The organism is Chryseobacterium sp. R2ACT005 (genome assembly GCF_049949215.1).
In the GTDB taxonomy this organism is placed as follows: Bacteria; Bacteroidota; Bacteroidia; order Flavobacteriales; family Weeksellaceae; genus Chryseobacterium.
In genome coordinates this window covers 2,993,919-3,019,639 of sequence record NZ_CP188192.1, presented here as the reverse complement: position 1 = coordinate 3,019,639, position 25,721 = coordinate 2,993,919, and the positions used below count along the sequence as shown (strand labels likewise).

29 protein-coding genes are annotated in these 25,721 nt (G+C 36.6%); 8 read left to right on the top strand and 21 right to left on the bottom strand.

The window, feature by feature from the left end:
• Nucleotides 1–24 precede the first annotated feature (24 nt).
• A complete protein-coding gene (locus ACPF63_RS13850) occupies nucleotides 25–897 on the top strand; it encodes a ChaN family lipoprotein (RefSeq protein WP_219072425.1) in 873 nt (290 codons plus the stop codon).
• 248 nt (nucleotides 898–1,145) lie between these two features.
• Nucleotides 1,146–1,781 (top strand): peptide deformylase, encoded by a 636-nt coding sequence (locus ACPF63_RS13845; RefSeq protein ID WP_426480305.1) that lies wholly within the window; start codon nucleotides 1,146–1,148, stop codon nucleotides 1,779–1,781.
• Between the two features lie 38 nt (nucleotides 1,782–1,819).
• On the opposite strand, the gene ACPF63_RS13840 is transcribed toward ACPF63_RS13845, so the two are convergent.
• From ACPF63_RS13840 to ACPF63_RS13825, 4 genes are all read right to left on the bottom strand, one after another.
• A complete protein-coding gene (locus ACPF63_RS13840; protein WP_426480304.1) occupies nucleotides 1,820–2,254 on the bottom strand; it encodes a hypothetical protein in 435 nt (144 codons plus the stop codon).
• 170 nt (nucleotides 2,255–2,424) lie between these two features.
• Nucleotides 2,425–2,850 carry an organic hydroperoxide resistance protein gene (locus ACPF63_RS13835; RefSeq protein ID WP_426480303.1) on the bottom strand — a complete coding sequence of 142 codons (426 nt, stop codon included), beginning with the start codon at nucleotides 2,848–2,850 and terminating at the stop codon, nucleotides 2,425–2,427.
• A complete protein-coding gene (locus ACPF63_RS13830) occupies nucleotides 2,851–3,285 on the bottom strand; it encodes a MarR family winged helix-turn-helix transcriptional regulator (protein WP_426480302.1) in 435 nt (144 codons plus the stop codon).
• Nucleotides 3,286–3,316: 31 nt separating this feature from the next.
• The gene (locus tag ACPF63_RS13825) at nucleotides 3,317–3,949 is read right to left on the bottom strand and encodes an NAD(P)H-dependent oxidoreductase (protein WP_047383317.1); all 633 of its coding nucleotides are present in this window, start codon (nucleotides 3,947–3,949) and stop codon (nucleotides 3,317–3,319) included.
• 260 nt (nucleotides 3,950–4,209) lie between these two features.
• Between ACPF63_RS13825 and ACPF63_RS13820 the strand changes: the two genes are divergently transcribed.
• The gene (locus ACPF63_RS13820) at nucleotides 4,210–4,962 is read left to right on the top strand and encodes an SDR family oxidoreductase (protein WP_426480301.1); all 753 of its coding nucleotides are present in this window, start codon (nucleotides 4,210–4,212) and stop codon (nucleotides 4,960–4,962) included.
• A gap of 28 nt (nucleotides 4,963–4,990) precedes the next feature.
• Here ACPF63_RS13820 and ACPF63_RS13815 read toward each other — a convergent pair whose 3' ends face one another.
• The 14 genes from ACPF63_RS13815 to ACPF63_RS13750 form a co-directional block, all read right to left on the bottom strand.
• Nucleotides 4,991–5,302 (bottom strand): hypothetical protein, encoded by a 312-nt coding sequence (locus tag ACPF63_RS13815; RefSeq protein WP_139348488.1) that lies wholly within the window; start codon nucleotides 5,300–5,302, stop codon nucleotides 4,991–4,993.
• A gap of 69 nt (nucleotides 5,303–5,371) precedes the next feature.
• Nucleotides 5,372–6,331, bottom strand: coding sequence for a protein-glutamine glutaminase (locus ACPF63_RS13810; protein WP_426480300.1), 960 nt, complete (start codon nucleotides 6,329–6,331; stop codon nucleotides 5,372–5,374).
• A gap of 372 nt (nucleotides 6,332–6,703) precedes the next feature.
• The gene (lipB, locus tag ACPF63_RS13805) at nucleotides 6,704–7,432 is read right to left on the bottom strand and encodes a lipoyl(octanoyl) transferase LipB (RefSeq protein WP_426480299.1); all 729 of its coding nucleotides are present in this window, start codon (nucleotides 7,430–7,432) and stop codon (nucleotides 6,704–6,706) included.
• A gap of 31 nt (nucleotides 7,433–7,463) precedes the next feature.
• Nucleotides 7,464–8,198: a tryptophan synthase subunit alpha gene (gene trpA, locus ACPF63_RS13800; protein ID WP_426480298.1), complete on the bottom strand. Its 735-nt coding sequence runs from the start codon at nucleotides 8,196–8,198 to the stop codon at nucleotides 7,464–7,466.
• 66 nt (nucleotides 8,199–8,264) lie between these two features.
• Entirely contained in the window at nucleotides 8,265–9,443 is a 1,179-nt protein-coding gene (gene trpB / locus ACPF63_RS13795; RefSeq protein WP_426480297.1) for a tryptophan synthase subunit beta, read from the bottom strand.
• 4 nt (nucleotides 9,444–9,447) lie between these two features.
• Nucleotides 9,448–9,993: a GNAT family N-acetyltransferase gene (locus ACPF63_RS13790; RefSeq protein ID WP_426480296.1), complete on the bottom strand. Its 546-nt coding sequence runs from the start codon at nucleotides 9,991–9,993 to the stop codon at nucleotides 9,448–9,450.
• On the bottom strand, nucleotides 9,990–10,502 hold the full coding sequence (locus ACPF63_RS13785; RefSeq protein WP_426480295.1) for a hypothetical protein: 513 nt from the start codon (nucleotides 10,500–10,502) through the stop codon (nucleotides 9,990–9,992). Before ACPF63_RS13785 ends, ACPF63_RS13790 begins: the two co-directional genes overlap by 4 nt.
• Before the next feature lie 25 nt (nucleotides 10,503–10,527).
• Complete coding sequence (locus tag ACPF63_RS13780; protein WP_426480294.1) at nucleotides 10,528–11,208, bottom strand: phosphoribosylanthranilate isomerase; 681 nt, start codon at nucleotides 11,206–11,208, stop codon at nucleotides 10,528–10,530.
• Between the two features lie 20 nt (nucleotides 11,209–11,228).
• Nucleotides 11,229–12,002 carry an indole-3-glycerol phosphate synthase TrpC gene (gene trpC / locus ACPF63_RS13775; protein ID WP_426480293.1) on the bottom strand — a complete coding sequence of 258 codons (774 nt, stop codon included), beginning with the start codon at nucleotides 12,000–12,002 and terminating at the stop codon, nucleotides 11,229–11,231.
• 183 nt (nucleotides 12,003–12,185) lie between these two features.
• On the bottom strand, nucleotides 12,186–13,172 hold the full coding sequence (gene trpD / locus ACPF63_RS13770; protein WP_426480292.1) for an anthranilate phosphoribosyltransferase: 987 nt from the start codon (nucleotides 13,170–13,172) through the stop codon (nucleotides 12,186–12,188).
• A 41-nt stretch (nucleotides 13,173–13,213) separates the two neighbouring features.
• Nucleotides 13,214–13,816: an anthranilate synthase component II gene (locus tag ACPF63_RS13765; protein WP_426480291.1), complete on the bottom strand. Its 603-nt coding sequence runs from the start codon at nucleotides 13,814–13,816 to the stop codon at nucleotides 13,214–13,216.
• A gap of 59 nt (nucleotides 13,817–13,875) precedes the next feature.
• Nucleotides 13,876–15,300: an anthranilate synthase component I family protein gene (locus ACPF63_RS13760; protein ID WP_077415133.1), complete on the bottom strand. Its 1,425-nt coding sequence runs from the start codon at nucleotides 15,298–15,300 to the stop codon at nucleotides 13,876–13,878.
• Nucleotides 15,301–15,555: 255 nt separating this feature from the next.
• Entirely contained in the window at nucleotides 15,556–16,197 is a 642-nt protein-coding gene (locus tag ACPF63_RS13755) for a hypothetical protein (RefSeq protein WP_077415131.1), read from the bottom strand.
• A gap of 287 nt (nucleotides 16,198–16,484) precedes the next feature.
• Nucleotides 16,485–16,937, bottom strand: coding sequence for a cupin domain-containing protein (locus ACPF63_RS13750; protein WP_426480290.1), 453 nt, complete (start codon nucleotides 16,935–16,937; stop codon nucleotides 16,485–16,487).
• 204 nt (nucleotides 16,938–17,141) lie between these two features.
• Between ACPF63_RS13750 and ACPF63_RS13745 the strand changes: the two genes are divergently transcribed.
• From ACPF63_RS13745 to lysS, 4 genes are all read left to right on the top strand, one after another.
• Nucleotides 17,142–17,360 carry a hypothetical protein gene (locus tag ACPF63_RS13745; RefSeq protein ID WP_047383346.1) on the top strand — a complete coding sequence of 73 codons (219 nt, stop codon included), beginning with the start codon at nucleotides 17,142–17,144 and terminating at the stop codon, nucleotides 17,358–17,360.
• Entirely contained in the window at nucleotides 17,360–17,734 is a 375-nt protein-coding gene (locus tag ACPF63_RS13740; protein ID WP_426480289.1) for a c-type cytochrome, read from the top strand. Before ACPF63_RS13745 ends, ACPF63_RS13740 begins: the two co-directional genes overlap by 1 nt.
• 3 nt (nucleotides 17,735–17,737) lie before the next feature.
• Entirely contained in the window at nucleotides 17,738–18,667 is a 930-nt protein-coding gene (gene rlmF / locus ACPF63_RS13735; protein WP_426480288.1) for a 23S rRNA (adenine(1618)-N(6))-methyltransferase RlmF, read from the top strand.
• 259 nt (nucleotides 18,668–18,926) lie between these two features.
• Nucleotides 18,927–20,624: a lysine--tRNA ligase gene (lysS, locus tag ACPF63_RS13730; protein WP_426480287.1), complete on the top strand. Its 1,698-nt coding sequence runs from the start codon at nucleotides 18,927–18,929 to the stop codon at nucleotides 20,622–20,624.
• Between the two features lie 36 nt (nucleotides 20,625–20,660).
• On the opposite strand, the gene ACPF63_RS13725 is transcribed toward lysS, so the two are convergent.
• Genes ACPF63_RS13725 through ACPF63_RS13715 form a run of 3 tightly spaced genes read right to left on the bottom strand, consistent with a single transcriptional unit; the run spans nucleotide 20,661 to nucleotide 23,528 of the window.
• Nucleotides 20,661–21,176 (bottom strand): ClbS/DfsB family four-helix bundle protein, encoded by a 516-nt coding sequence (locus tag ACPF63_RS13725; protein WP_426480286.1) that lies wholly within the window; start codon nucleotides 21,174–21,176, stop codon nucleotides 20,661–20,663.
• 7 nt (nucleotides 21,177–21,183) lie between these two features.
• Nucleotides 21,184–22,188 carry a cytochrome d ubiquinol oxidase subunit II gene (locus tag ACPF63_RS13720; RefSeq protein WP_426480285.1) on the bottom strand — a complete coding sequence of 335 codons (1,005 nt, stop codon included), beginning with the start codon at nucleotides 22,186–22,188 and terminating at the stop codon, nucleotides 21,184–21,186.
• Nucleotides 22,185–23,528 (bottom strand): cytochrome ubiquinol oxidase subunit I, encoded by a 1,344-nt coding sequence (locus ACPF63_RS13715; protein ID WP_077415116.1) that lies wholly within the window; start codon nucleotides 23,526–23,528, stop codon nucleotides 22,185–22,187. The genes ACPF63_RS13720 and ACPF63_RS13715 overlap by 4 nt, the downstream gene beginning before the upstream one ends.
• Nucleotides 23,529–23,761: 233 nt before the next feature.
• Between ACPF63_RS13715 and gyrB the strand changes: the two genes are divergently transcribed.
• On the top strand, nucleotides 23,762–25,696 hold the full coding sequence (gene gyrB / locus ACPF63_RS13710) for a DNA topoisomerase (ATP-hydrolyzing) subunit B (RefSeq protein ID WP_077415114.1): 1,935 nt from the start codon (nucleotides 23,762–23,764) through the stop codon (nucleotides 25,694–25,696).
• Nucleotides 25,697–25,721 lie beyond the last annotated feature (25 nt).

Sequence of the window (25,721 nt, the reverse complement as noted above, 5' to 3'; positions counted from 1 at the left end):
ATTTGTGGTTAAATATAAAATAAAATGAAAAATATTTTCATAGCGATATTGCTTGCCGGTTTCTGTTCATTGAAGGCCCAGGACTTTAAAGCTTACCAGTTTTATGATAAGAAAGGAAAGGAAATAAAGACTGACAAACTGGTGAAAGAACTGGCGGATTATGATGTGGTCTTTTTTGGAGAAAATCATAACAGTTCTATCAATCACTGGCTTCAGCTTAAAATTACAGAAGCCTTGTTTGCAAAAAAGAACGGTCAGCTTATTTTAGGCGCAGAAATGTTTGAACGAGATAATCAGGCACAGCTGAATCAGTATTTAAACGGAAAATTTGATGCTAAGACATTGAAAGACTCTGCCCGTTTATGGAACAATTATGCAACAGATTATAAACCTCTGGTTGATTTTGCTAAAGATAAAAAACTGAATTTTATTGCTACCAATATCCCAAGGAAATATGCCTCTCAAACCGCGAAGGAAGGTCTTGAATCCCTGAATAAATTAAGCGGAAAAGAGAAAACATACATTGCTCAGCTGCCTATCAAAGTTACGCTGGACACCCCAGGATATCCAGAAATGAAAAAGATGATGGGAGATCATGCGGAAGGAACAAAAGTGATGAATTTTATTTCAGCCCAGGCAACGAAAGATGCTACAATGGCAGAATCTATTCTGAAAAATTATCAGGCCGGAAAAACATTTATCCATTACAACGGAAACTATCACAGCAAAGAATTTGGCGGAATCTATTGGTATATCAAACAGAAAAATCCTAATTTGAAAATGGCAGTAATCTCTGTTTTTGAATCAGGAGATCCTGAACTGAAAGTGCCGGCCAAAGACTATATCCCGACAGATTTCAATCTGATTATTCCGGGAGATATGACTAAGACTTTTTAATTTTTTTTACAAAAGTGTCATTCTGACGAAGGAAGAATCTTACTATTAATTATGAGATTCTTCACTGCATTGCATTCCTTTCAGAATGACAAAAATAAACTACTTACATTGAATTCAATAGGAACGGGCTTTAGCCCGTTTATTTTTTATAACAAAACTTCCATTGGCTTTAGCCAAAACGTAAAATTAATTATTGAATAATCATTTTTATTCCACAATTTTTACCTTTGTACAACATTCCAAAAAACATGAAAAAAATATCCATTCTGCTGATCTTTTTTATCGGACTGATCAATGCCCAAAAACTCACTTCCAATGAAATTTCGTTAATTAATCAAGGTGATACAAATACTGCATTGCCCATCTATCAGACTACCGATACCCATCAACATAAAACGCTATTGAGTATTTCTTCAGAAATTGATCCCCTTGATCCGAATACAGCTATTCTGGTAAAAAGAATGAAAGAATCTCTTCTTTCTACGGATGGCGGAGTAGGAATTGCAGCGCCTCAGGTGGGAATCAACAGAAAAATTATCTGGGTACAACGTTTTGACAAAGAAGGAACTCCTTTGGAATATTTTATTAATCCTGTCATTGTTTGGCATTCCGATCTGCAGAATCTTGGGCCTGAAGGAGATTTGTCTATTCCCGATTTCAGAGATCAGTTCTACAGAAGTAAAGTGATTCTGCTGGAATATATTGATTTGAAAGGACAGAAATATTCAGAAATTGTAGAAGGTTTTACAGCGGTAATTTTCCAACATGAGATCGACCATCTTTTCGGAATTCTGATTTCCGATAAAAAAGAAAAAGAAAAAAACGATTCTTATAAAAAGGTAGATGCCTATCAGAAAAGTGATGTAAATAAAGACAGGAGGTGATGATGAGTTATGAATTATGTCAGTGCGCTATAATTTGTTTATCTATATTTCAAAATAAAATCTTCTCCATCTTCATAATCTGAAGGATCAACGTGTGAAATCACTCCAATATCAGATTGTAAAATACTTTTGAGCTGGTCGAAATACATTTTTTCAGTTTCCTTGGTACCATTTAAGGTCAGGCTCATAATAAGTTTGTCGTCATCAGTAATATCTGCACCTACCATGATTTTGTTGGGATTATCATGATATTTATTCCAATAAAAAGTCTGGGTGATGGAAGGCGTTTCAATGAAATAACCAATCATTTCATCTTCCGTTTTAAAAATATAATTCCTGTCGTGTCTTGGATAAGTATAATCAAGATTTAATTTTTCGTAGCCGGGAAGAAATGTATTCAATACCAAATTGATTGTCTTTCTTGATTTTTGTCCTGCATACACCTGACAAACGATATCTGTAATAATGTCCATGATACAAAATTAATCTATTTTTAAGAGAGTAATAGCCGAATCAGTCTTTTAAAATAAACGCAATTATCTGTGTCCATCTGAGAAATCTGGGGTTAAAAATATAAAATAGAAATGAGCTGTTTCCATGGAAACAGCTCATTTCGTTATAACTATGCTTAAAAAAAATTGGATTAATCGTTGTTGGTTACTGCTAGTTTCACCTCCATATTATTTCTGGTTGCATTAGAATATGGGCAGATCTGGTGTGCCTTTTCTGTCAGAGCCTGTGCTTCCTCAATAGAAACTCCGGGGATGTTGACGTCAAGCTCTGCTGCCAGACCGAAACCTCCGTTCTCAAGTTGGCCAATGCTCACTTGTGCAGTAACAGTTGTTTCTCCGGTTTTCACTTTAGAAAGGCTGATTACTCTGTTCAGAGCGCTGTCGAAACATGCAGAATATCCAGCTGCAAAAAGCATTTCAGGATTGGCAAAATCATCATTGGCTCCTCCCAGATTTTTTGGCATTCTTACTTCAAGATCCAAAACTCCGTTTTCACTTTTTACATGTCCGTTTCTGCCTCCTTGAGCAGTTACCTGAGTTGTATATAATGTTTTCATTTATTTTTCTATTTTGTTTAATATTTTTAGGACTGTGTCTTTAAGATGCAGCAGTTCTTCCGGCTGTATACCCAGTTTTTCCTGAATTTTTCCCGGAATTTCGCATGCCCTTTTCTGAAGCTGTTTGCCGGCTTCATCTAAAAATACTTCAACCACTCTTTCGTCCTCTTTTTTTCTTTTTCTGCTAATAAATCCTTTAGACTCCAGTCTTTTAAGAAGAGGTGTTAAAGTTCCACTATCCAGATACAGTTTTTCTCCGATATGCGTTACCGTAAGTCCGTCACCTTCCCATAATACCATCATTACAAGGTATTGCGGATACGTCATGTCAAGCTCATCGAGGAAAGGACGGTAAAGTCCAGTAATCTCCTTGGCAATAACATACAGCGGGAAGCAAATCTGGTTTTCTAGTTTAGGTGTTTTCGGATTTTCCATAAGTTTTGGTACGAAAGATTCGATGAAGGTATTACTTTTTTATGATAAATTCATCCATTGGAATTCTGACTTTTTTCATAGAAGAAAGCCAGTCATTAGCTTCATCACGATATCCAAGATATAAAAGAGTTACACTTTTTAATCCCAGTTCTTTTAATCCCAGTACCTCATCCACTACCGCATTGTTGAATCCTTCTGCCGGAGTACTGTCGATTTTAAGTTCTGCCGCCTGTGCAAGAGCAATTCCTAAGGCAATATAAGTCTGGCGGGCAGTATGTGCAAAATGCTCTTCAGGAGTCTGTGCTCCGTACATTTTCTTGATTGTATCAGTATAGCTTCCGAAACGTCCTCTCGGAAGATCTCTTACATCTGTATGATAATCGTAAACTTTGTCAATTTTTTCATTAGAATAGCTGTCCCATGCTGCAAATACCAAAACGTGAGAAGAATCTCTCATTACTTCAGGGTTTAAAGCTCCGGCTACCATTTTCTCTTTCAACTCCTGGTTTTCTACTACAATAATTCGGAAGGGCTGCAATCCGGATGAAGTAGGAGCCAGTCTTGCTGATTCTAAAATAGTAGTAAGGTCTTCCTGTGAAATTTTTTTGTTCGGGTCATAAGCTTTTACAGCATGTCTCCAGTTTAGGTTTTCTATTAATGACATTTTTTCTTTGTTTTAAATTAAACTACTTGGCGGTTATTGAACTTCCTGATTTTTTTATATTGAAGTAAAACAACACTGCAAATATACAAGCAATTAAATTGTATGCAATTTAATTTTGAAAGATTTTATTGATGACAATTATTGATGAACTAAAATAAGCAGAAAATAAGCGATTTGCTTTTAATCCATTTCCGTATGATTCGGATTTTTTCAAAGCCTTTGTATTCCAATCTTTGCAATAGAAATTTAAACTAAAAACAATGCAGAGATTTAAAAACAAAACCGCTTTGATTACAGGTGGAACCAATGGGATGGGTTGGGCTACTGCTCAAAAATTCATCGAAGAAGGAGGAACAGTCATTATCACAGGGAGAAGTGAAGAGACCGTCAATATCGCTTTAGAAAAACTGGGAGAAAAGGCTTTTGGAATTGTATCCAACGCAGGAAATATAAAAGATCTGATGAACCTCCGGCAGGAAGTCAGAAAATATACAGAACATATTGATCTGGTCTTTGCCAATGCAGGATATGGAAAATTTGCTCCTGTAGAATATGTGGATGAAAATCAGTTTGACGAACTTTTTAATCTCCTGGTAAAAGGTCCTTTTTTTACAGTGCAGCAGCTATTGCCATTGATGAATAGCGGAAGCTCCGTTATTTTTAATACTTCTGTGGCGACAGATATTGCGATGCATAATTTTTCCGTGTATTCTGCGGCCAAATCAGCAGTGCAGTCTTTCATTAAAACATTTGCGGTAGAGCTTACAGAACGGGGTATCCGTGTCAACGGGGTGAGTCCCGGACATATTAAAACAAACATTTTTAATAATACAGGCTTAACCGGAGAACAGATTGAAAGTGCCATTGAAGATATTATTCCTACCATACCTTTTAAAAGACAGGGCGAACCGTCAGAAATAGCTAATGTGGTTCTGTTTCTTGCTTCAGAGGAAGCTTCCTATATTCATGGAGCTGAAGTAAAAGTGGATGCCGGAATTTCTGTGATCAGATAATGGCATACAATTTCAGAGGGAGTAAAGATTATTTAACCTCTTTAATTTCTTTGATAATATTGGTCTTATTTTCAATACCAATATTATAGGTCTTACTTTCTTTAAAGCTCAGTGTAGCTTTTTCTATAAGACTCTTGTAATCCGGTGACTTCTTTGATATATAAAAAACCTGCGCACTGATTCCAATGGCAACGCGTACCACTTCATTAGGTTTGTCCGGATCTTCAGTAATATTTGTGATGGCGGAATTGTTATACCATGTTAATTTTTGTGAACTGGAATTACCGGAACAGGATGTAATCATAATAAAAAGTAATAGTAAATAGGACCAGGCTTTCATAGCAAAAAGTATTAAGTAAAAAGCTCCTGCAATGTATCAAAATAAATGCAGGAGCTCTATATAAATTAGTTAAAATCCACAGCTTCCTACGCTAGGTGCAGGAGAAGGAGAACATCCTGAAAGGGATGAGAAGATATTCAATACACAATTGGTATTTACATAATTGTTATCATACAGTAAAGAACCTGCCGGGCTTCTGTAGTATACATTTCCTGCTGTATTGGCATAAGAAGATACAGAAGCAGATCCACAGCCTGTATTGGTACATGCAGCTCTCCATGCAGCATCTGTTACGGGTCCGCTGGAGAATAATGATGGATCAATGATTCTTTTTTCAACAATTCCGGAAGCATTTTTAAAGCTTACCAATATCGCTACGTGATATACCCATGATACGCAGCATGTTCCTGTAGAAGCTCTAAGGTTACCATATACAAACTGTTTTTCACAGTCATATCCTGCATTCAATAGTATTTGTCTCATTTTGTGAGCTCTTGCGTAGCATCCGTCAACAGGATATCTGAAGGTGATGCACGGAGAAGAAGCTGTAGAAGTTCCGCAAGCCTGGTTTTTAATCTGAGCAAACAGACTGTTTAAAGTGGCAAGGTTAGGAATGACACTTACAGCCTTTCTGCTTTCTTCTTTTACATCTTTAGTAAAGATAGATTTGAAATAACGGATATCTTCATCTGTTGCTTTGTCTACTTTTGCGATTTCGCTGGTATTGGTTTTAAGGAAAATCTGAACAGGAGTTTCATTTTCAACTGCCTGTTTGATCATGGAAATATAACCTGCATTTTCTTTACTGTCCTTTATGTAGTAGGGCTGGGCAGTAACCATAAATGAGATTTTAAATTTCCCATCTTCTTTTTCAATCCCTACCGGAACAGTTTTGCCGAAATCTTTCATTGCAATTTCGTTTGACTCTTTGGCAACAAGATTCGGGTCCTGGTTGGCATTTGAATCTGAACAGGCGTTGAATGACAGCATCGTTACGAAAACCATCATGGATAACAGAAATTTTTTCATAGTTTTTATATTTTGGTGGTTAATTTTCTGTGAACTTTCTAATGATAATAGTTCACTATTTTGTGATATTAAAAATAATAAAATTTAAAATATATACAAGATTTTTTTTCAAAAAAACGCATTATCCTGTTATATTTTTGATTTTATGATATTGAAAATGGCAAAAAACTAATGATTATGGTGGTAATTGAGGAAAATAGTTCTTTTTGATTAAGTCTGGATTCCTACAGAATGACACAATTGAAATGGAGGTTTATCCACAGTTTGTCATTCTGTAGGAATCTAAATGTTCTGATATATGATATTATTTAAACTAAAAAACCAGTTTCAACATTTGAAACTGGTTTTTTATTATATCTTAAGCTGTCTTGATTATTTGTAGATCAATTCTGCTTGGAAAACGTCTGCAAAATGTTTTCTGATTTTTGCTTTCAGTTCTTCCACTTCTTCGGATGTCAGCTCTCTTTCAAGTTCTCTTTTCAGAGAAGTCACCTGCTTATCTTTGATTCCACACGGAATGATATATTCAAAATAACGCATATCCGTATTTACATTTAAGGCAAAACCATGAAGGGTAACCCATCGGGAAGCTTTCACCCCCATAGCACACATTTTTCTGGCGTAAGGTTTCCCTACATCCAGCCATACTCCTGTTTCTCCCGGAGAACGTTCACCCTTAATGCCATATTCGGCAATAGTTCTGATGATCACTTCTTCCAGATTTCTCATATATAAATGAATGTCTGTGAAAAAGTTTTCAAGATCCAGGATAGGATAGCCTACAACCTGTCCATAGCCGTGATACGTAATATCTCCACCGCGGTTTACCTTTACGAAAGTAGCATCAATCTCTTTCAGTTTATCAATGCCGGCAAGCATATTTTCTTCATGTCCGCTTTTTCCCAAAGTATAAACATGAGGATGCTCTACAAAAAGAAGATGATTGGAAGTAGTATTATGTTGTTCTGCAGGAAGATCCCTGTTTTTTATTTTGGTATCAATAATATTTTTCATCAGCTGTTCCTGATAATCCCAGGCTGGCTGATATTCTTTGACCCCTAAATCTTCAAATTCTACTGATTTATTTTGATTTGTATTCATTTCAATTTTTGATATACAAATTTAGTGAATTTTACCCTTTGATGGAATGGATAAAATCTATGGCACTTTTCTTCCAGTCTTTATCCTGAAGCAAAATATTCACAAAGGCTGTTCCTATGATACCGCCATCTGCTTTTTCCGTTACATTTTCAAAATCCTCTTTCGTTTTGATTCCGAATCCAATCATCACAGGATTTTTAAGCGGGAGGGATGCTACTCTGGAAAGGTAGTTCTCATTTTTTAAAACGGCATTTTCATTTCCTGTTGTGGAGGAAGAGCTTACTGCATACAGAAAACCTGAACTTAAAGAATCCAGATAGATCATCCTTTCATCAGAAGTCTCCGGCGTTACCAGAAAGGTAAAATTAAGGTTATATTGTTGTAAAATCTGCTGATAATTTTTCTCAAACTCGATTGGAGGAAGATCCGGAAGAATCAATCCTGAAACACCACTTTCGGAGCATGCCGCACAGAATCTCTCAAATCCGAAACTCAATACAGGGTTGATATAACCCATCAGAATAATCGGAATTCTGATTTCGTTTTTGATCGCTTTTAATTGAGACAACAGTTTTTCAATCGTCATTCCGTTTTGTAAAGCCAGTTCATGAGCCTTCTGAATCACCGGTCCGTCTGCTACAGGATCAGAATATGGCATTCCGATTTCGATCATATCTGCTCCGGAATCCTGAATCAGTTTTATAATATCAGCGGTATCTTCCAGTTGTGGAATTCCTGCGGTGAAGTATATATTTAGTTTTTTCATTTTTTATGGTATTAAAGTATAATGTAATGAATGTCATCCGGTGAAATACATTTTACATTCGACATTTTAGAGGTTTTTCAGATACGTTTCCATGTCCTTATCTCCACGGCCGCTCAGACAAATAACGACAACATCATTTTCATTAAATTTCTTTTTGTCCAGAACAGCCAGAGCATGGGAGCTTTCCAATGCCGGAATAATTCCTTCCAGTCTGGTCAGTTCAAAAGCACATTTTAAAGCTTCATCATCATTAATGCTAAAGAATTCAGCACGTTTTTCTTTAAATAAATGGGCATGAAAAGGCCCTATTCCCGGATAATCCAGTCCTGCAGAGATAGAGTGGGGTTCTATCACCTGGCCGTCTTCCGTCTGCATCACAAGGCTTTTGCTTCCATGAAGTACACCAAGAGTTCCTAAAAATGTAGTAGCTGCAGATTTTCCTGAATCTACTCCCAATCCTCCCGCTTCTGCAGCAATGATTTTTACTTCTTTTTCTTCTACAAAATGATAGAAAGTTCCTGCAGCATTGCTTCCTCCACCTACACAGGCAATCACATAATCAGGATTTTCTCTTCCGATTTTTTCTTTAAGCTGTTCTTTAATCTCTTTTGAAATAATGCTTTGGAATCTTGCCACAAGATCCGGGAAAGGATGAGGACCTACCACGCTTCCGATTACATAATGAGTTGTCTGAGGATTGTTGATCCAGTCTCTTAATGCTTCATTCACGGCATCTTTAAGGGTTTTTGATCCTGAAGTAGCTGGCACAACTTCCGCACCCAGCATTTTCATTCTTGCAACATTCGGGGCCTGTCTCTGGATGTCAATTTCTCCCATATAAACGATGCATTCCAAACCAAGTAAAGCACACGCTGTAGCAGTGGCAACACCATGCTGCCCGGCTCCGGTTTCAGCAATAATTCTGGTTTTTCCAAGACGTTTCGCCAACAGAACCTGTCCCAGAGCGTTATTGATCTTGTGAGCTCCGGTATGGTTGAGGTCTTCACGTTTTAAATAAATCTGAGTCTGGTATTTCTGACTTAGATTTTTAGCAAAATATAATGGTGTGGCGCGTCCTACATAGTTTTTCAGCAAATCCTGATACTCAGCCTGAAAATCTTCAGATTCTATAATTTCAAGATAGTTTTTTTGTAATTCTTCTACATTAGGATAGAGCATTTCGGGGATAAAAGCACCTCCAAACTCTCCATAATATCCGTTTTCATCGGGGTTTTTATAATTCATTTTTTTATTCTTTAGTAATTAAATAAGCATTATTCTGTGAGCTCAGCTGATTGAGCAGTTCTTTTGTTTCCTTTGAAACATTAAAAATCAAAATATCATCATCTTCAGAGTTTATCCATTCCGAACCGATACTTTCTTTGATCATTTTGGCTTTATCATGAAGAATTTCAACGGAACACTTTCCATAAAAAGAACGAAGATCTAAGTGACAGAAACCAATAGTATCCAAATTTCTCTGAATGACATTTTCTTTGAAATGACGGACTAAAGCAGCTCCATATCCTTTCTTTTTATGTGCAGAAACAAGACCTACAGCTTCTCCAAAAGAATAGTCAATGCCCGTTATTTTTAAGGTGAAATCAAAATTTACGCGCATCAAAGCCAGTATATTCTCATCGCTATTCAGCATAAAATGAAATTCTGAATCTTTGAAAAAAGTCCGGAAATAGTCCGGTTTCATAGTATTCCAGGCAGAAATATCCCAAAGCTGCAAGATATGTTCTATCTCGTTTTCCGTTAAATCCTTAGTTTCTTTTATCTGATATTTCATGAATTCAAACTATTAATAAATGTAAGATGGTAATTGTGTTGTTGTTTGGTAATCAGTTTTTTATAATGTAATAATTCTATTTTATGCATCAAATCAATCAAAGTTGCTTTATCTATTTGGGACTGATACATGGTAATTGCAATTTCCAGATTGTCAATCAGATAATAAGAATCAGCATCTTCATACAATAGAAATATTTTAGCATAAATCAATCCTAAGTCATATTTTATAACTGATCTTACATGGTTTTCCAGAAACTTATCTGAAATAATAACAAGATAATAGCTGTTCCATAAACTGATTCTTTCAAAAAAATACTGGATATCGCTTTCCTGAAAATCTTTAATAATATCAATGAACTCACACAATAATCCACCAACTTCCCAATGCTCGATATTACTGTCATTCTCAGCAACAAAATGGTACAGAGACTGTATTTTTTCATTCCCGAACTTAGGAGGAAATAAGGTTTTATAAAATGTCTTTTTTAGCAAGTGTATGTTCATCATTGTGTTTTTTTAGTTGTTATATCTTTTACTGATATAGGTCTTTAAACTTTTTTATGCGGTCAATATCTTTATATCCTGGTTCAGTTTCAAATTTTGAATTGATATCTAAAGCATATGGTTTTTGTTGTAATGCTTCAATATTTCCAATGTTTTCCTCTGAAATGCCCCCACTTAAAAAATAGGGCAGAGGAATAGTAAGGTTATTCAATAAAGACCAGTCAAACTGTTTTCCCGTTCCGCCGAATGCTTTTCCGTCTGTATCGAACAGGTAATAGGAGATAGGTGACAGATTACCGGTTGTCTGTTGCAGACTGAAAGTTTGTAATATTTTATTTTTGGTTTCTGAATTATTGTTTCCTATTCTTATCACTTTAATGATCTTAACTTCGGGATTCAGTTTTTGTCTTAATTCAGCAATGAAACGATCACTTTCGTCACCATGAAGCTGAACAAAATGTAATCCTGCTTTTTGAACAATTTTGAGAATGGTATCTGGGTCTTCATTCACAAAAACACCTGTTTTCCCGTGATGATCAATAGTAGAGATCTCATCCAAGCCCAGATGATTCAACACATATCTTGGTGATTTTGCATAGAAGATAAAGCCAAGGAAATCTACGTTTATAGCGATCAGCTCCTGAATCTGGTTTAATTGCGTTAAACCACATACTTTGAGTTTTGGAGTGCTGGAAGGTTGCAGATTCATGATCAGGTATGGTTTATATATTAAATTTGTACTGAGAAATTTTCAAATGCTTTAGCGGGATTCGTATTTTTCATAAAATATTCTCCCATCAGGAAGCCGTCAAATCCTTTTTCCTTTAAAAACTGAAAATCTTCAAGGTTGTAAATGCCGCTTTCCGCTACAGATAAAACTTCTTTGGGAAGCTGGTTTTTCAACTGAACAGAATGTTGAAGATCCACTTTGAAATCCTTAAGGTTTCTGTTGTTGATCCCCACAAGATCAATTTTTGAATTAAAATGTTTCAGTTCATCTTCGGTATGAATTTCCAATAAAACTTCCATTTCCAGTTCGTGGGCAAGTGATGTGAATTCATCTACCTGAGCAGGTGAAAGGCAAGACGCAATCAGTAAAATAACATCTGCTCCTATACTTTTGGCTTCATAGAACTGGTATTCATCAATCATAAAATCTTTTCGCAGGATCGGAATTTTAATATCATTTCTTACACTTAGAATATCATTTAAATTTCCTCCAAAAAAATCATGATCGGTCAGGATAGAAATTCCGCTGGCACCAAAGCTTTCGTAAGCTGAAACCACTTCTAAAGGCTCTACACTATTGTTGATAATCCCTTTTGAAGGAGATTGTCTTTTAAATTCAGCAATAATCCCGTTTTTATTTTTGATAGATTCTTTCAGAGAATGGGTTTTTCTTCCAAAAAAGTCTGTATTTTTTAATTGATCAAGAGATATGCGTGATTTTGCTCCCGCAATCTCCAATTTTTTTCGTTCAATAATTTTATCCAGTATAGTCATTTGATACAGAATTTAATAAGATGATAAAAATGATAAACCATTAAGGGATATTAAGATGGTAAGATAAATTAAGTTCCATCAAAGATGGAGAATGAAGGATGTCGCTGAATAAATAGCTTTAGCTATGATCTTAACTATTCTTCATCACTTAAAAATTCTTAACGGTTAAAAAAAATAATAAGACTAATTAATTAAAAGATTAAAACTGTTCAGTGCTTTTCCGCTTTGCAGACTTTCCTGGGCTAAAAGAAGGCAGTTGTCATACGTTCCAAACCTGTGCGTGTTGTAAAGAGCTACCGAAGCATTCGCCAGAATCACAGAATTTTGTTGTTCTGTACCTTTTCCCTCCAGGATATTCATAAATATTTTTGCTGTTTCCTGAATAGAACTTCCAGCCTTAATATCTTCCAGCGTTACCGGATTGAAACCTAAATCTTCTGCAGAATATATTTCCTCCCCGTTTTTTGTGATGATTTTACTGTCATCGGTAAGACTTATTTCATCATATCCGTCAAGGCCGTGTACCAGAATAAACTCACGTTCCTCTTTTTGAAGGAGATACTGATAAATTCTCGCTATTTCCAGGTTGTACACTCCAATCATTGAATATTTGGGTTTTGCAGGATTCACTAATGGTCCCAAAAGATTAAAGAATGTTCTTAATCCTAAAGATTTTCTCAATAATCCAACCGATTGCAGCGCGGGATGAAAATAAGGAGCATGTAAAAAGCAGATGTTAGCTCTTTCAAGGTCTTCATTCAATTGTTCCGAGTTGTTTTTGAACTGATATCCCAGTTCTTCCAGTACATTGGATGAACCTGTGGTAGTGGAAGCACCATAATTTCCATGTTTGGTTACCTTCTGCCCGGCTCCGGCCACCACAAAGCTGGCCAATGTTGATATATTGATGGTATCTTTTCCGTCACCTCCCGTTCCCACAATATCAATGGCATTATTTGCCTCTATGTCTGCAGGAATAGCCATCTGAAGCAAAGCCTCTCTGAAACCTTCCACTTCCTTCAGGGTAATATTTCTCATCAGGAAAACACTGATAAAGGCGGTAACTTCTGCGGCATTGAACTTATTCTGGGCAATCTCAATCATAGTAGCTTTAGCTTCTGATTTTGAAAGCGTATTATGGTTGAACAGGTATTGCAGTATTTCTTTCATTTGTGGTGTTTTTATTGTTGTTGATGGAATTTCTAATGTTTTCACGGTAAAAGAAAGTTTTTAATGATGACTTCTCCTTCGGGTGTTAAAATACTCTCAGGGTGAAACTGTACTCCGTGTACATCATAGGTTTTGTGCTGTAAAGCCATGATCATTCCGTCTTTGTCTACGGCTGTGATCTCCAGTTCTTCCGGAAACCCTTCGGGATTTACTGCCCAGCTGTGGTATCTGCCCACTTCCAGTCCTGAACTTAAATTTTTGAAAATTTTTGTATTCTCTTTTACCAGTTCAGTAGTCGTTGCCACCCCGTGGAAAATTTCAGTCAGGTTAATAAGATTTCCTCCGAAAGCTTCAGCGATAGCCTGTTGTCCGAGACATACTCCAAGAATACTTTTCGTAGGGGCATATTCCTTAATAAGGTCTAATAAAATACCTGCTTCTTCAGGAATTCCAGGTCCCGGTGAGAGGATGATCTTGTCATATTTTCCAATTTCTTCAAGGGTAATTTTATCATTTCTTACCACATCTACTTTTTGATTCAGAATTCTTTCAATAATCTGGACTAGGTTATAAGTGAAGCTGTCATAGTTGTCAAAAACGAGAACTTTAAGCGGAGTCTGCTGAGTGTTTATATTGTTGTTCATTTCTTCTTTGTTAGGTTGTTTTTTTGCTAGTTGCTAGTTGCTAGTTGATTGGAACTATTTTATTTTTCAACTATTTTTTCTGCCTTTTCTACTGCTTTTTTCAGTGCATTCAGCTTGTTATTGACTTCCTGCAGTTCATTTTCCGGAACTGATTTTGCTACAATACCGGCACCAGCCTGGTAAAAGAGTGTATTATTTTTACTTAAGAAAGTTCTGATCATAATGGCCTGATTGCAGGTACCGTTCAATCCGATAATTCCTATACAGCCACCATAATATCCGCGGGAATCTTTTTCGTACTGATTAATAAGTTGAAGAGCTTTATGCTTCGGTGCACCACTCAGTGTTCCCTGAGGGAAAGTAGCGGAAACCATTTCAAGAGGATTGATATCATCAGCCACATCAGCAGTCACTTCACTTACCATATGAATAACGTGAGAGAACAGCTGAATTTCTTTAAGTTTGCTTACCGTTACATTTTTTCCGAGTTTTCCAAGGTCATTTCTTGCCAGGTCAACCAGCATGGTATGTTCTGCATTTTCTTTAGGATCAGCTTTTAAAACCTCGATAGCTTCAAGATCCGTTTCCAGATTTCCTGTTCTTTTAGATGTTCCGGCAATTGGGTGGATAATTGCTTTATTGTTTTTGATGATTAATTGACTTTCAGGGCTTGATCCGAATAATTTATAATTTCCGTAATCAAAATAGAAAAGGTATGGAGAAGGGTTGATGTTTCTTAAAGAACGGTATACATTGAATTCATCACCTTTGAATTTCTGTTCAAATCTTCTGCTCAGAACCAGCTGGAAGACATCTCCGCGCATGCAGTGCTTTTGGGCTGTTTTTACCAGTTCGATATAGTCTTCATCAGTAATATTGGAAGTTTCCTCATCTGTTTTTTCGAAAGGATACACCGGAGTATTCTGGTTTTTAATAAGATTTTCCAACAGGTGAAATTCAGATTTTACCCCATCAATAGAGTTTTCAATAATATACATTTCATCATTGAAATGGTTGATAGCGATCACGTATTGATATAATCTGTATCTCAGCACAGGAATTTCAACTTCCTTACTTTGTGCTTTAAGATTGATGTTTTCGAAAAACTGTACCGCCTCAAAACTTGTATAGCCAAAAAGGCTCTGAGCGGTCTGTTCTATAGGGTCGTTGGTTTCTTCACATTTAAAAATTTTCCTGAATTCTTCAAATATATCGGTGATATTGCGCTCCATCATGAATTGCTTTACAGGAGCAGAAGCAGGAAGCTTGATTTCATATTCGTTGAGGTTTTTCACTTCAATTCCTGCAATGGCATTCACTGCGATGAAGGAAAAATTATTATCAATACTTTTTGAATCCGAGCTTTCGAGAAGAATCGTATCACGGAATTTATCCCTGATCTTAAGGTAAATATTCATGGGAGTATGAAGATCTCCCAGTGTTTTTTTCGAAACAGTTTTTATTTTAATTGTGTCAGTGAACATCTTGTTGTTTTTTTATTTTTTATAAAGTTGAGGAATAAAAAAAGGCTTCAACGGTATCCGTCAAAGCCTATATATTGTTTTTTGATTATTCTGCTGTATGATTAGCAACATGACAATACCTTCAGACCCGACGAAGAGTTTGAAAGCCACCACCAAATATTGTTGCTCATTTTAAACATGGGACAAATGTAGAAATTTTTTTAATACAAAAACTAAAAAATAGTAAAAATTAAAAAAACTTAATATAAGAACCTCCTATTTAAGGTGCTTACGCTCAAGTTGCAATTCTTTGATTTTCTCTTTGTAGGTTTCATCATCATAGTATTTTACATACTCTTCCAATGCTGCGATATATTCTTCAATGAATTCCTTATTCGTTTTGTCTGCCTCATACTTGGTTTTTGCAGAATTGACGGGCGCTAACTTTTCGTATTGGATTAAAATTTTTCCTTCTCTGGACTGATCATAAAGGATGACTATGTTCTTTTCATATCCCGGAATGTATTTTACAGGAATATCCTTGTCACCCGGTATTCTGATTGAATTTCTGATAGGATAGATTGCTGCAGAAGTGGTAGAGAAAAAAGTAGTGGTGTATTTCCCGTCCTGTTTCTTTACAATAGCTTCATAATCGTGGATATACATGTCGTTCAGGGTAGAATTGGTTTCTACATCAGACGTGATGATAGCGGTACTTTCCACTCCGTATTTGTTTAAAAACCATGCATTTAAAAACTGTCCTCCAAACCCATTTAATATAGCCAGAGGAAGGATCGGGATCAGGAACCGTGCTTTTTTTGTCAGATAGGAGAGAAGTCCAAAGAACACAAACAACAGAATCACAGTATAAAAACCGTGATGGCTGGTGAAAAACAGAATTTTTGAAATTAAAACCATGCATTAAATATAATTATTTTATTTAAACGTTGAGATGTTATTAAATTATTATAATATGTTCGCAAAGGCTTTTTATTCAGTAAGATGTACAGTCATCAGATAATTTAAATTGTTGTTAATTTAAAGAATTTAAACGCTGAGATCGCAAGGATGCTATTAGATTATTATTAATATGCTCGCAACGGCGTTTCACTCAGCAAGGTCTGCTGTTATTAGCTAAACGAAGTGCCCTTGCGAACAAAAAGAGTTTTATCATAATTACTTTGCGAACATAGCGTTTAAAACAACTATTTTACCGGTTCAGACAAAGGAATATCAGGAGTCCCGCTGTAGAAAACAATCAGGGTTGCTCCTTTATCTCCGGTTTTTCCTCTGTGGGCAATGTTGACCATTTCAGGAAGAACCTGACCTTTTCTTATCCATTGTGTTTTACCGTCTTCTTTTCTCTCGATCTGTATTTCTCCTTTTTCTACATAAGCTGCATTAATGACAGGGTGTTTATGCCAGTCCAGAGCTTTGTTGGGAGGAACTGCAATCTTCAGAACCGATATTTCAGGCTGTGTTGTGGGATAGGCCGGATATACAGTTCCATCCCAAGACTTTGTCGTTTTTAAAAGTGTTACTGATTCAATTTTATCAGTATATTCTGATTGCGGCTCGTTCGATGAATTATCACAGGAAAGAAGCAGGGAAGAGAGTACAGCAAAGAAAGCGGCACCCATTAAATTTTTTTTAGTCATAAACTTTTCAATTAATAGATTGATTTTTGGTTCGGATTATCCGTAATACAAAAATAACAAGCCGACTTAAAATTCCCTAGTGTTTGAGTTATTTTTTTATTGATCTGATTATAATTAAACCTTTAAAAAATATTTATCAAAGAAAACATTTGTCATAAGTTTAAAACTTTATTTTTTATATTTTTGCTTCCAAATTAGAAAAAAATGAAAAAAGTATTAGCAATCGCATTTATCGGAGGTTTATTAGTAGCAAGCTGCAAAAAAAAGCCAGATCACTCTTTACAGGATAGCAACACGATGATGGAAGAGCCAGAAGCAACAACTGTTGTAGATTCTACAGCTAAAACTGCTGCTCCTGCTGCTGCAACTCCGGCTACCACTGCTCCTGAAGCTGCTAAAACAGATTCTACAGCGAAGAAATAATGAAAAAAATACTTTTGGCAGGAATATTGGGTCTTACGATCGTTTCCTGTTCTAAAAAAGAAAATACAGCAGAAGTGGCAGCTTCTTCTGAGACAGCTGCTGTTTCAGAACCGGCACCAGCTAATCTTTCAGGTGATCAGATCATGGAAACATTGGATTGCTCAGGATGCCACTCTGTGAATGAGAGAATGATAGGACCTTCTTATAAGGAAATTGCAGGAAAGTACTCTGAAAAGGATACAGAACTGCTGGCTTCCAAAATTATAGAAGGCGGAAGTGGAGTATGGGGAAGTGTGCCTATGGCTGCCCATCCACAGGTATCTAAAGAAGATGCCAAAAAAATGGTGGAATATATTTTAAGTCAGAAGAAATAAAATATGTCCGCTGAAAAATCCAGTCTGCACACAAGAAATCTACATCGTAATCCCTATGATTTTGATGCGCTTATTTCTTGTGTGCCGGAACTGAAACACTTTGTTTTCGTTAATGCTTATCAGACGGTAACTATTAATTTCAGCATTCCAAAAGCGGTGAAACTGCTCAACAAAGCCTTACTCTTACATTTCTATAATATTAAAGGCTGGGATATTCCGGACACTAATCTTTGTCCTCCCATTCCCGGACGTGCAGATTATGTACATTATATTGCCGATCTTTTAACTGAACAATTGGATAAAATTCCTACAGGAAGTTCTGTAAAAGGACTTGATATAGGAACAGGAGCCAATCTTGTATACCCTTTAATCAGTCATCAATCTTATGGCTGGGCCATGCTGGGAACAGATATCAATCAGGATTCTTTGATCAATGCCCGGCATATTTTAGATCAGAATCCGGAACTTTCATCTGCCACTCAGTTGAAAAGTCAGCCCGATGCTGATCATATCTTTACAAATATCATTAGTCCTGAAGACAGGTTTACTTTTACCATGTGCAATCCTCCTTTTCATGATTCAGAAGAAGCTGCCATGAAAGGGAATATCAGGAAAACAAAGAATCTTAATAAATCAAAGAAAGTAAAACCTTTGCTAAACTTTGGTGGTCAGCAATCTGAGCTATGGTGTGAAGGAGGTGAATTGGCTTTTATCACGAAGATGATTCATGAAAGTGCATTGTTTTCATCACAGGTTCTTTGGTTCACATGTCTGGTGTCTAAAAAAGACAATCTCGATAAACTGACTCATCTTTTAAAGAAAATAAAAGCCGTAGAAGTGAAAACGATTGATATGGCTCAGGGACAAAAGATAAGCAGAATGCTGGCCTGGACGTTTATTCCTCAGAAGGAGAGGAGAACGTGGTTTGTATAAAAGTTTAAGGTTCAAAATTCAAAGTTTAAGGTTTCTGGTTGCTGTTTTCATTGGTTATCATTGTCTTGATTTTCCATCAAAACTCACCATTCATTTGCGAAGCAAAATTCACTATTGACAGCATCCCGAATCTTATATCCCAATATCCCGAATCTCGTATCTCAACACCATTCCTCTTCACATTTTAAAATTTCTTAAAAAAGCCATTGATGGTCAGGTCAAAAATGCCTAAATTTGTACGCTTTTAGAAAAATAAGAAATGCAATTATCAGAACAAGAAATCATTAGAAGAGAAAAGCTGAATAAGCTTACTGAAATGGGGATTAATGCGTTCCCTGCGGATGAGTATACCATTACAGATACTACAGAATCTATAAAACAGGACTTTTCTGAAAGTAAACAGGTAAAGATCGCTGGTAGATTGATGTCCCGCAGAATTCAGGGGAAGGCTTCTTTCGCAGAATTGCAGGATTCTAAAGGAAAAATCCAGGTTTACTTCAACAGAGACGAGATCTGTCCGGGTGAAGATAAAGAACTATATAATGAAGTATACAAGCACCTTTTGGATATCGGTGATATTATCGGTATCGAAGGAGAGTTGTTTACTACGCAGGTAGGAGAGATGACGGTTTTAGTAAAGAACTTTACACTTCTTACAAAGGCTTTGCGTCCTCTTCCTCAGGCTAAAACAGACGAAAATGGTGTTGTACACGACGGTTTTACAGATCCTGAATTAAGATACAGACAACGTTATGTAGATTTAACGGTAAATCCACAGGTTAAAGAAATTTTTGTGAAGAGAACAAAATTGTTCAATGCCATGAGAACATTCTTCAACGATGCAGGATACTTTGAAGTAGAAACCCCTATTTTACAGTCAATTCCTGGTGGAGCTGCTGCAAAACCGTTTATCACGCATCATAATGCATTAGATATTCCATTATATTTAAGAATTGCCAACGAATTATATCTGAAAAGATTGATCGTAGGTGGTTTTGACGGAGTATATGAGTTCTCTAAAAACTTCAGAAATGAAGGGATGGACAGAACACATAACCCTGAGTTTACTGCTATGGAGATCTATGTAGCATACAAAGATTACAACTGGATGATGGATTTCACTGAGAAGTTATTGGAATTCTGCGCCACTCAGGTTAATGGAAATTCAGAATCTACTTTTGGTGAACACACCATCAATTGGAAAGCTCCTTATCCAAGAGTTTCCATGACAGAAGCGATCCTGAAATACACAGGATTTGATATTACAGGAAAAACAGAGAAGGAACTATACGATTTTGCCAAGTCTATCGGTATTGAGGTGAATGAGACGATGGGGAAAGGAAAATTAATTGATGAGATTTTCGGTGAGAAATGTGAAGGAAACTTCATTCAGCCGACTTTCATTACAGATTATCCGATCGAAATGTCTCCACTGACAAAGAAACACAGAAGCAAAGAAGGTTTAACAGAACGTTTTGAATTGATGGTGTGCGGTAAAGAAATTGCCAACGCTTATTCAGAGCTTAATGACCCTATTGATCAGAGAGAGCGTTTTGAAGCACAGATGACTTTATCTGAAAGAGGAGATGATGAAGCAATGTTCATCGATCAGGACTTCTTAAGAGCATTGGAATATGGTATGCCACCAACTTCAGGATTAGGAATCGGTATGGACAGATTAATCATGTTCTTAACAAATAACGCATCCATTCAGGAAGTATTATTCTTCCCTCAGATGAGACCTGAAAAAGCGGTTCCACAAATTGAACTGGGAGAAGATGAAAAGGTAATCCTTGAAATCCTTAATTCTCAGGAAGAAGCAATGTCTTTAACTGAAGTAAAACAAAGAAGTCAGTTATCAGGTAAAAAATGGGATAAAGCTTCCAAAACTTTGACAAAGAACAATATTGTGAAAGTAGAGAAGATTGACGAAAATATTTTGATGAAATTGGCTTAAGATTTTTCAGGAAATATAAATATAAAAGGTACAGAGTTATTCTGTACCTTTTTCTTTTTTCCATTTCCGAAGCTGTGTCCTGAAATTTTTAAACGGAGCTACCGTATTAATATGAATCCACTTCCAGACGGGCCACTGAGCGGGTGTAGTTGCCCATTTTCTCTGTCCGGGAGTGAATAAGGTGTCATTGTCAAGATTTTCTATCCAATTAATAATTTTATTAACCTGATCTTGCAGAAGTTCTCTTTGTTTTTGTAAACTATGAGAACTATATTCATTATAAAAAGATTGATATAGTCCTCCTAGATTATTCCATTTATATTCAGGAGTAGGGGTTTTTACGTCTAATCCTTTTTGTTCATCAGCTTCCCATTGCAAAAGCAGGTGAGTCCAGCCCAATTGATAGGAAATATTTTGTGATGGAGTTTTGTCAACTCCGGGTTGCAGAAGGTCTTTTTCGTCTTCTTTTATATCGTTAAATTCTTGATCATAGAGCAAATATCTTTTTTTGAGTTCCTCAATGAGTTCTGCTTTATCCTTATAAGTCTGCATATTTCAACTATTTTCTCAGCTTACTGAAAGAAGCCATCAGATAAAATAAAAACGGAAGAATAAATAAAGAGCCGAGCATCAAAGCCCATCCCAGCGCGGCAATGGTTTTTTCGGGAGCCATATGTTCCAATAATGAAAGATGCTGTCCGTTTCCTAATAAAATAATATTCGGATTATGCTGATACGTTGCAGCTACTAAAATCATGACCATTTGAAATCCTGCCAAAGCACGTACCGGAAGCAGTTTTTGTCGGTTCAGCGCTCTTAAAATAAGCAATAAGGCAATGGTAGCAAAAGCGATCGCCATAATTCCCAAAGGCTTGGAAAATACCCACATTAAAAGGGGAATATCTGAAATATACGCGGTCACAAATACCAATATTCCCGTAACCACCACAAAGATCATGGTCTGCTTGGACTTTCTTATCATCAGTAAAAGGTCCACTTTATCACGGGTTTCTCTTAATGAAAAGATAGAAGCAAGATAGGCACACAATGCAACAGTGAACAGGCCTACAGAAACTCCAAACCAGTTCAGCCAGCTGAAAATATATAAATCCACAAAAGTTACCGCATCAGGATTGATAGAGTGGGAAACCGTTGCAGCGGCAATTAAGCCTAAAAAGAAAGGCGTTAAAAGACTCGCATAGTAGAAAATCTGGGTATATAAAACCTGCCAGTTATCTTTCACGGCATCATAATGTCTGAAGGTAAATGCTGTTCCTCTTGCAATAATACCTACAAGCATCAATACCAAAGGAATATGAAGATAGGTAGACATCGTGGTATAGATTTCGGGGAATCCTACAAAAAGAATTACAATCGCGATGATCAGCCACATATGATTGGCTTCCCATACAGGAGCAATAGACTCATACATGATTTCATGGGTCTTGTGTCTGGCTTTTTTATTGGTGAAAAGTTCTACAATACCAGCTCCGAAATCTGCCCCTCCCAGAATAATATAAAGACAGATGGAAAGCCAGAGAAAACCTATAACAACGTAGATCATGATTTTTTGTTTTTATCGTTAAACTGAGGGTCGGTAGGATCGTAAAGTTTCGGTACCATTTGAATCTGTCTTCTCAAAAGAAAGATAAGAATCATTGATAATGATATGAAAATTGCCGTAAAGAAATAGAATGAATACTGTATTCCAGGCATTGGGGTTACTGCATCTATTGTTTTCATGACCCCATAAATGATCCATGGCTGTCTTCCTACTTCTGTTACTGTCCATCCCGCTTCCAGCGCAATATATCCAAAAGGCGTTGCTATTAAGAAGGTCTTTAACAGCCAGTTTTTACTCAGCCATTCTTTTCTGAAGAAAAAAGAATATAAATAAATAACTCCAATACCAATCATGACCACTCCGAAAAAGATCATGATCTGAAAAGCATAATGAACAACTGCAATCGGAGGCCATTCATCTCTCGGAAAATCTTTAAGACCCTTTACTTCAGCATTGAAATCATTACTCACCAGGAAACTTAAAACCTTCGGAATTTTCACAGCGTATTTTACTTCTTCTTTTTCTTCATCAGGAATTCCCCCGATGATAAATGAAGCTCCTTTTTCAGTTTCAAAATGAGCTTCCATAGCAGCCAGTTTTATCGGTTGCCTTTCCGCTACTGATTTTGCCGCAACATCACCGCTTAAAGGTGCTCCGAATGCTCCGATAAGGGCGAAACCTACTGCAATTCTAAATGCTTTGGTATGAAATTCAATATTTCTTTTTCGCATGATCATAAAGGCATGAACTCCGGCTACGGCAAACCCTGTGGCACAAAATGCAGCAACAGTCATGTGAAGAGCCTGCGGAAACCAGGCATCGTTGAACATCGCTTTGATAGGATCTATATTAAGATACTGTCCATTAATATAATCAAAACCTGTTGGAGAATTCATCCATGAGTTGGCTGCCACTACCAGAATTCCGGAAGCAAGTCCGCTTACTCCTACAAGAAATCCGCAGAACCAATGAAACCATTTGTTGAATTTTTCCCAGCCATATAAAAAGAACCCGATGGCAATAGCCTCAATAAAAAAGGCGGTTCCCTCAAGTGAAAAAGGCATTCCGAAAATAGGGCCGGCATGTTTCATAAAACCAGGCCATAAAAGACCCAGCTCAAAAGAAAGCATTGTTCCTGAAACAGCTCCGGTAGCAAAAAGGATGGCTACTCCTTTGCTCCATGCCTTTGTAAGACCTTTATAAACTTCATTATTGGTTTTTAGGTATTTCCAATGGGCAAAAGCCATGAGAAAAGGCATCACCATACCCACACAGGAGAATATGATATGAAAGCCCAAAGAAAGTGCCATCTGGGCACGGGCAGCAATAAAATCATCCATAATATCAACTTTTCAGTAAATAAATTTACGCATAAATTATTGATGTTGAGTATGATTTACAACAGTTGATATTTCAGGAATACCAATTAATTTTGATTCTTTTATGAATTGCTGTTCCTTATGTTTTCAATAAGAAAACTCTACATTTTTTTGACACTTTTTAACTTTCATACCTCGAAAAAAATCACGATATTTGTAAGTCTTTGCATAGAGCAAGATTTTTAATATTTAATATGAGTCAAAAACAATATACAGCTAGTAGTATTCAGGCATTGGAAGGAATGGAGCACGTTCGTATGCGTCCTTCAATGTACATTGGTGATGTAGGAACAAGAGGTCTTCACCATTTGGTTTATGAAGTAGTAGATAACTCTATTGACGAGGCATTGGCAGGATACTGCGATACAATCTTCGTTAGCATCAAGGAAGGAAACGGAATTGAAGTAAGTGATAACGGTAGAGGTATCCCGGTTGATTTCCACGAAAAAGAGCAGAAATCAGCCCTTGAAGTTGTAATGACAAAAATTGGAGCCGGAGGTAAGTTTGATAAAGACTCTTACAAAGTTTCAGGAGGTCTTCACGGAGTTGGGGTATCATGTGTGAATGCACTTTCCAATGAAATGGTTACTACTGTTTACAGAGACGGGAATGTTTATCAACAAATCTATTCTAAAGGAAAAGCACAGACTCAGGTTGAGGAGATCGGACATAGTGATAAAAGAGGAACAAAGCAGTTTTTCCAGCCGGATGATACCATTTTTACGGAACTGATTTACAACTATGATACATTAGCAAGCCGTTTAAGAGAACTTTCTTACCTTAATAAAGGAATTACAATTACGCTTACTGATGAAAGAGAAAAACTGGAAGATGGTTCTTTCCGTTCAGAAATTTTTCATTCTCAGGGAGGGTTGAAAGAATTTGTTGCTTATATCGATGGTAGCCGTGAATCTATTATGGAACACGTGATTTTCATGGAAGGTGAAAGAGATGATATTCCTGTTGAGGTGGCGATGCGTTATAATACGTCATTCAACGAAAATCTTCACTCTTATGTTAATAATATTAATACCCACGAAGGAGGTACTCACCTTGCAGGTTTCAGAAGAGCTTTAACAAGAACTTTAAAGAAATACGCAGATGAATTGGGACTTCCTGCAAAAGAAAAAGTAGAAATTACGGGTGATGACTTCCGTGAAGGATTAACAGCTGTAATTTCTGTAAAAGTAATGGAACCTCAGTTTGAAGGGCAGACCAAAACAAAATTAGGAAACTCTGAAGTTTCTGGTGCTGTTGATAAGATTGTAGGGGAAATGCTTACAAACTTCCTGGAAGAAAATCCTAATGAAGCGAAGATAATCGTTCAAAAAGTTGTTTTAGCTGCCAAAGCAAGACAAGCTGCGAAAAAAGCCCGTGAAATGGTTCAGAGAAAATCTCCGATGGGAGGTTCTGGTCTTCCCGGAAAACTTTCTGACTGTTCATCCAAAGACCCGGCTGAATCTGAACTTTTCCTTGTAGAGGGAGATTCCGCAGGTGGAACAGCTAAACAGGGAAGAGACAGACACTTCCAGGCTATTCTTCCTTTAAGAGGTAAAATTTTGAACGTAGAGAAATCTATGCTTCATAAAGTATATGACAACGAGGAAATCAGAAATATCTATACCGCTCTTGGAGTATCTGTAGGTACTGAAGAAGATAGCAAAGCTTTGAATATGGCGAAGCTTAGATATCATAAAGTTGTGATTATGACCGATGCTGATATCGATGGTTCTCACATCTCTACTCTGATTCTTACTTTCTTCTTCAGATATATGAAGGAACTTATTGAGAACGGATATATTTATATTGCTCAACCGCCTTTATACCTGTTAAAGAGAGGTAATAAAAAAGTGTATGCATACAATGAAAAAGAACGTGAAGAGTTTACTTTAGAAATGTCTCCAGACGGAAAAGGGGTAGAAGTACAACGTTACAAAGGTCTTGGGGAAATGAACCCTGAACAGCTTTGGGAAACAACCCTGAATCCTGAACACAGAATTCTGAAACAGGTAACTATTGATAATGCAGTGGAAGCAGACAGTGTTTTCTCAATGTTAATGGGAGATGAGGTTCCGCCGAGAAGAGAGTTTATCGAGAAAAATGCGAAATATGCAAAAATTGATGCATAAACGTTTTTAAAAATATAATAAAAAA

Excerpts from the sequence above, each read along its gene's own strand:
- trpB (WP_426480297.1), bottom strand. The coding sequence starts at position 9,443 with ATGAATTATAAAAACCCCGATGAAAACGGATATTATGGAGAGTTTGGA.
- ACPF63_RS13850 (WP_219072425.1), top strand. The coding sequence starts at position 25 with ATGAAAAATATTTTCATAGCGATATTGCTTGCCGGTTTCTGTTCATTG.
- gyrB (WP_077415114.1), top strand. The coding sequence starts at position 23,762 with ATGAGTCAAAAACAATATACAGCTAGTAGTATTCAGGCATTGGAAGGA.
- ACPF63_RS13845 (WP_426480305.1), top strand. The coding sequence starts at position 1,146 with ATGAAAAAAATATCCATTCTGCTGATCTTTTTTATCGGACTGATCAAT.
- ACPF63_RS13825 (WP_047383317.1), bottom strand. The coding sequence starts at position 3,949 with ATGTCATTAATAGAAAACCTAAACTGGAGACATGCTGTAAAAGCTTAT.
- ACPF63_RS13720 (WP_426480285.1), bottom strand. The coding sequence starts at position 22,188 with ATGATCTACGTTGTTATAGGTTTTCTCTGGCTTTCCATCTGTCTTTAT.
- ACPF63_RS13760 (WP_077415133.1), bottom strand. The coding sequence starts at position 15,300 with ATGTTCACTGACACAATTAAAATAAAAACTGTTTCGAAAAAAACACTG.
- ACPF63_RS13820 (WP_426480301.1), top strand. The coding sequence starts at position 4,210 with ATGCAGAGATTTAAAAACAAAACCGCTTTGATTACAGGTGGAACCAAT.
- ACPF63_RS13810 (WP_426480300.1), bottom strand. The coding sequence starts at position 6,331 with ATGAAAAAATTTCTGTTATCCATGATGGTTTTCGTAACGATGCTGTCA.
- ACPF63_RS13780 (WP_426480294.1), bottom strand. The coding sequence starts at position 11,208 with ATGAATCTGCAACCTTCCAGCACTCCAAAACTCAAAGTATGTGGTTTA.
- ACPF63_RS13755 (WP_077415131.1), bottom strand. The coding sequence starts at position 16,197 with ATGGTTTTAATTTCAAAAATTCTGTTTTTCACCAGCCATCACGGTTTT.
- ACPF63_RS13715 (WP_077415116.1), bottom strand. The coding sequence starts at position 23,528 with ATGGATGATTTTATTGCTGCCCGTGCCCAGATGGCACTTTCTTTGGGC.
- ACPF63_RS13750 (WP_426480290.1), bottom strand. The coding sequence starts at position 16,937 with ATGACTAAAAAAAATTTAATGGGTGCCGCTTTCTTTGCTGTACTCTCT.
- ACPF63_RS13745 (WP_047383346.1), top strand. The coding sequence starts at position 17,142 with ATGAAAAAAGTATTAGCAATCGCATTTATCGGAGGTTTATTAGTAGCA.
- rlmF (WP_426480288.1), top strand. The coding sequence starts at position 17,738 with ATGTCCGCTGAAAAATCCAGTCTGCACACAAGAAATCTACATCGTAAT.
- ACPF63_RS13790 (WP_426480296.1), bottom strand. The coding sequence starts at position 9,993 with ATGAAATATCAGATAAAAGAAACTAAGGATTTAACGGAAAACGAGATA.
- lipB (WP_426480299.1), bottom strand. The coding sequence starts at position 7,432 with ATGAATACAAATCAAAATAAATCAGTAGAATTTGAAGATTTAGGGGTC.
- ACPF63_RS13815 (WP_139348488.1), bottom strand. The coding sequence starts at position 5,302 with ATGAAAGCCTGGTCCTATTTACTATTACTTTTTATTATGATTACATCC.
- trpC (WP_426480293.1), bottom strand. The coding sequence starts at position 12,002 with ATGACTATACTGGATAAAATTATTGAACGAAAAAAATTGGAGATTGCG.
- ACPF63_RS13765 (WP_426480291.1), bottom strand. The coding sequence starts at position 13,816 with ATGAACAACAATATAAACACTCAGCAGACTCCGCTTAAAGTTCTCGTT.
- trpD (WP_426480292.1), bottom strand. The coding sequence starts at position 13,172 with ATGAAAGAAATACTGCAATACCTGTTCAACCATAATACGCTTTCAAAA.
- ACPF63_RS13785 (WP_426480295.1), bottom strand. The coding sequence starts at position 10,502 with ATGATGAACATACACTTGCTAAAAAAGACATTTTATAAAACCTTATTT.
- ACPF63_RS13740 (WP_426480289.1), top strand. The coding sequence starts at position 17,360 with ATGAAAAAAATACTTTTGGCAGGAATATTGGGTCTTACGATCGTTTCC.
- trpA (WP_426480298.1), bottom strand. The coding sequence starts at position 8,198 with ATGAAAAAACTAAATATATACTTCACCGCAGGAATTCCACAACTGGAA.
- ACPF63_RS13840 (WP_426480304.1), bottom strand. The coding sequence starts at position 2,254 with ATGGACATTATTACAGATATCGTTTGTCAGGTGTATGCAGGACAAAAA.
- ACPF63_RS13830 (WP_426480302.1), bottom strand. The coding sequence starts at position 3,285 with ATGGAAAATCCGAAAACACCTAAACTAGAAAACCAGATTTGCTTCCCG.
- lysS (WP_426480287.1), top strand. The coding sequence starts at position 18,927 with ATGCAATTATCAGAACAAGAAATCATTAGAAGAGAAAAGCTGAATAAG.
- ACPF63_RS13725 (WP_426480286.1), bottom strand. The coding sequence starts at position 21,176 with ATGCAGACTTATAAGGATAAAGCAGAACTCATTGAGGAACTCAAAAAA.
- ACPF63_RS13835 (WP_426480303.1), bottom strand. The coding sequence starts at position 2,850 with ATGAAAACATTATATACAACTCAGGTAACTGCTCAAGGAGGCAGAAAC.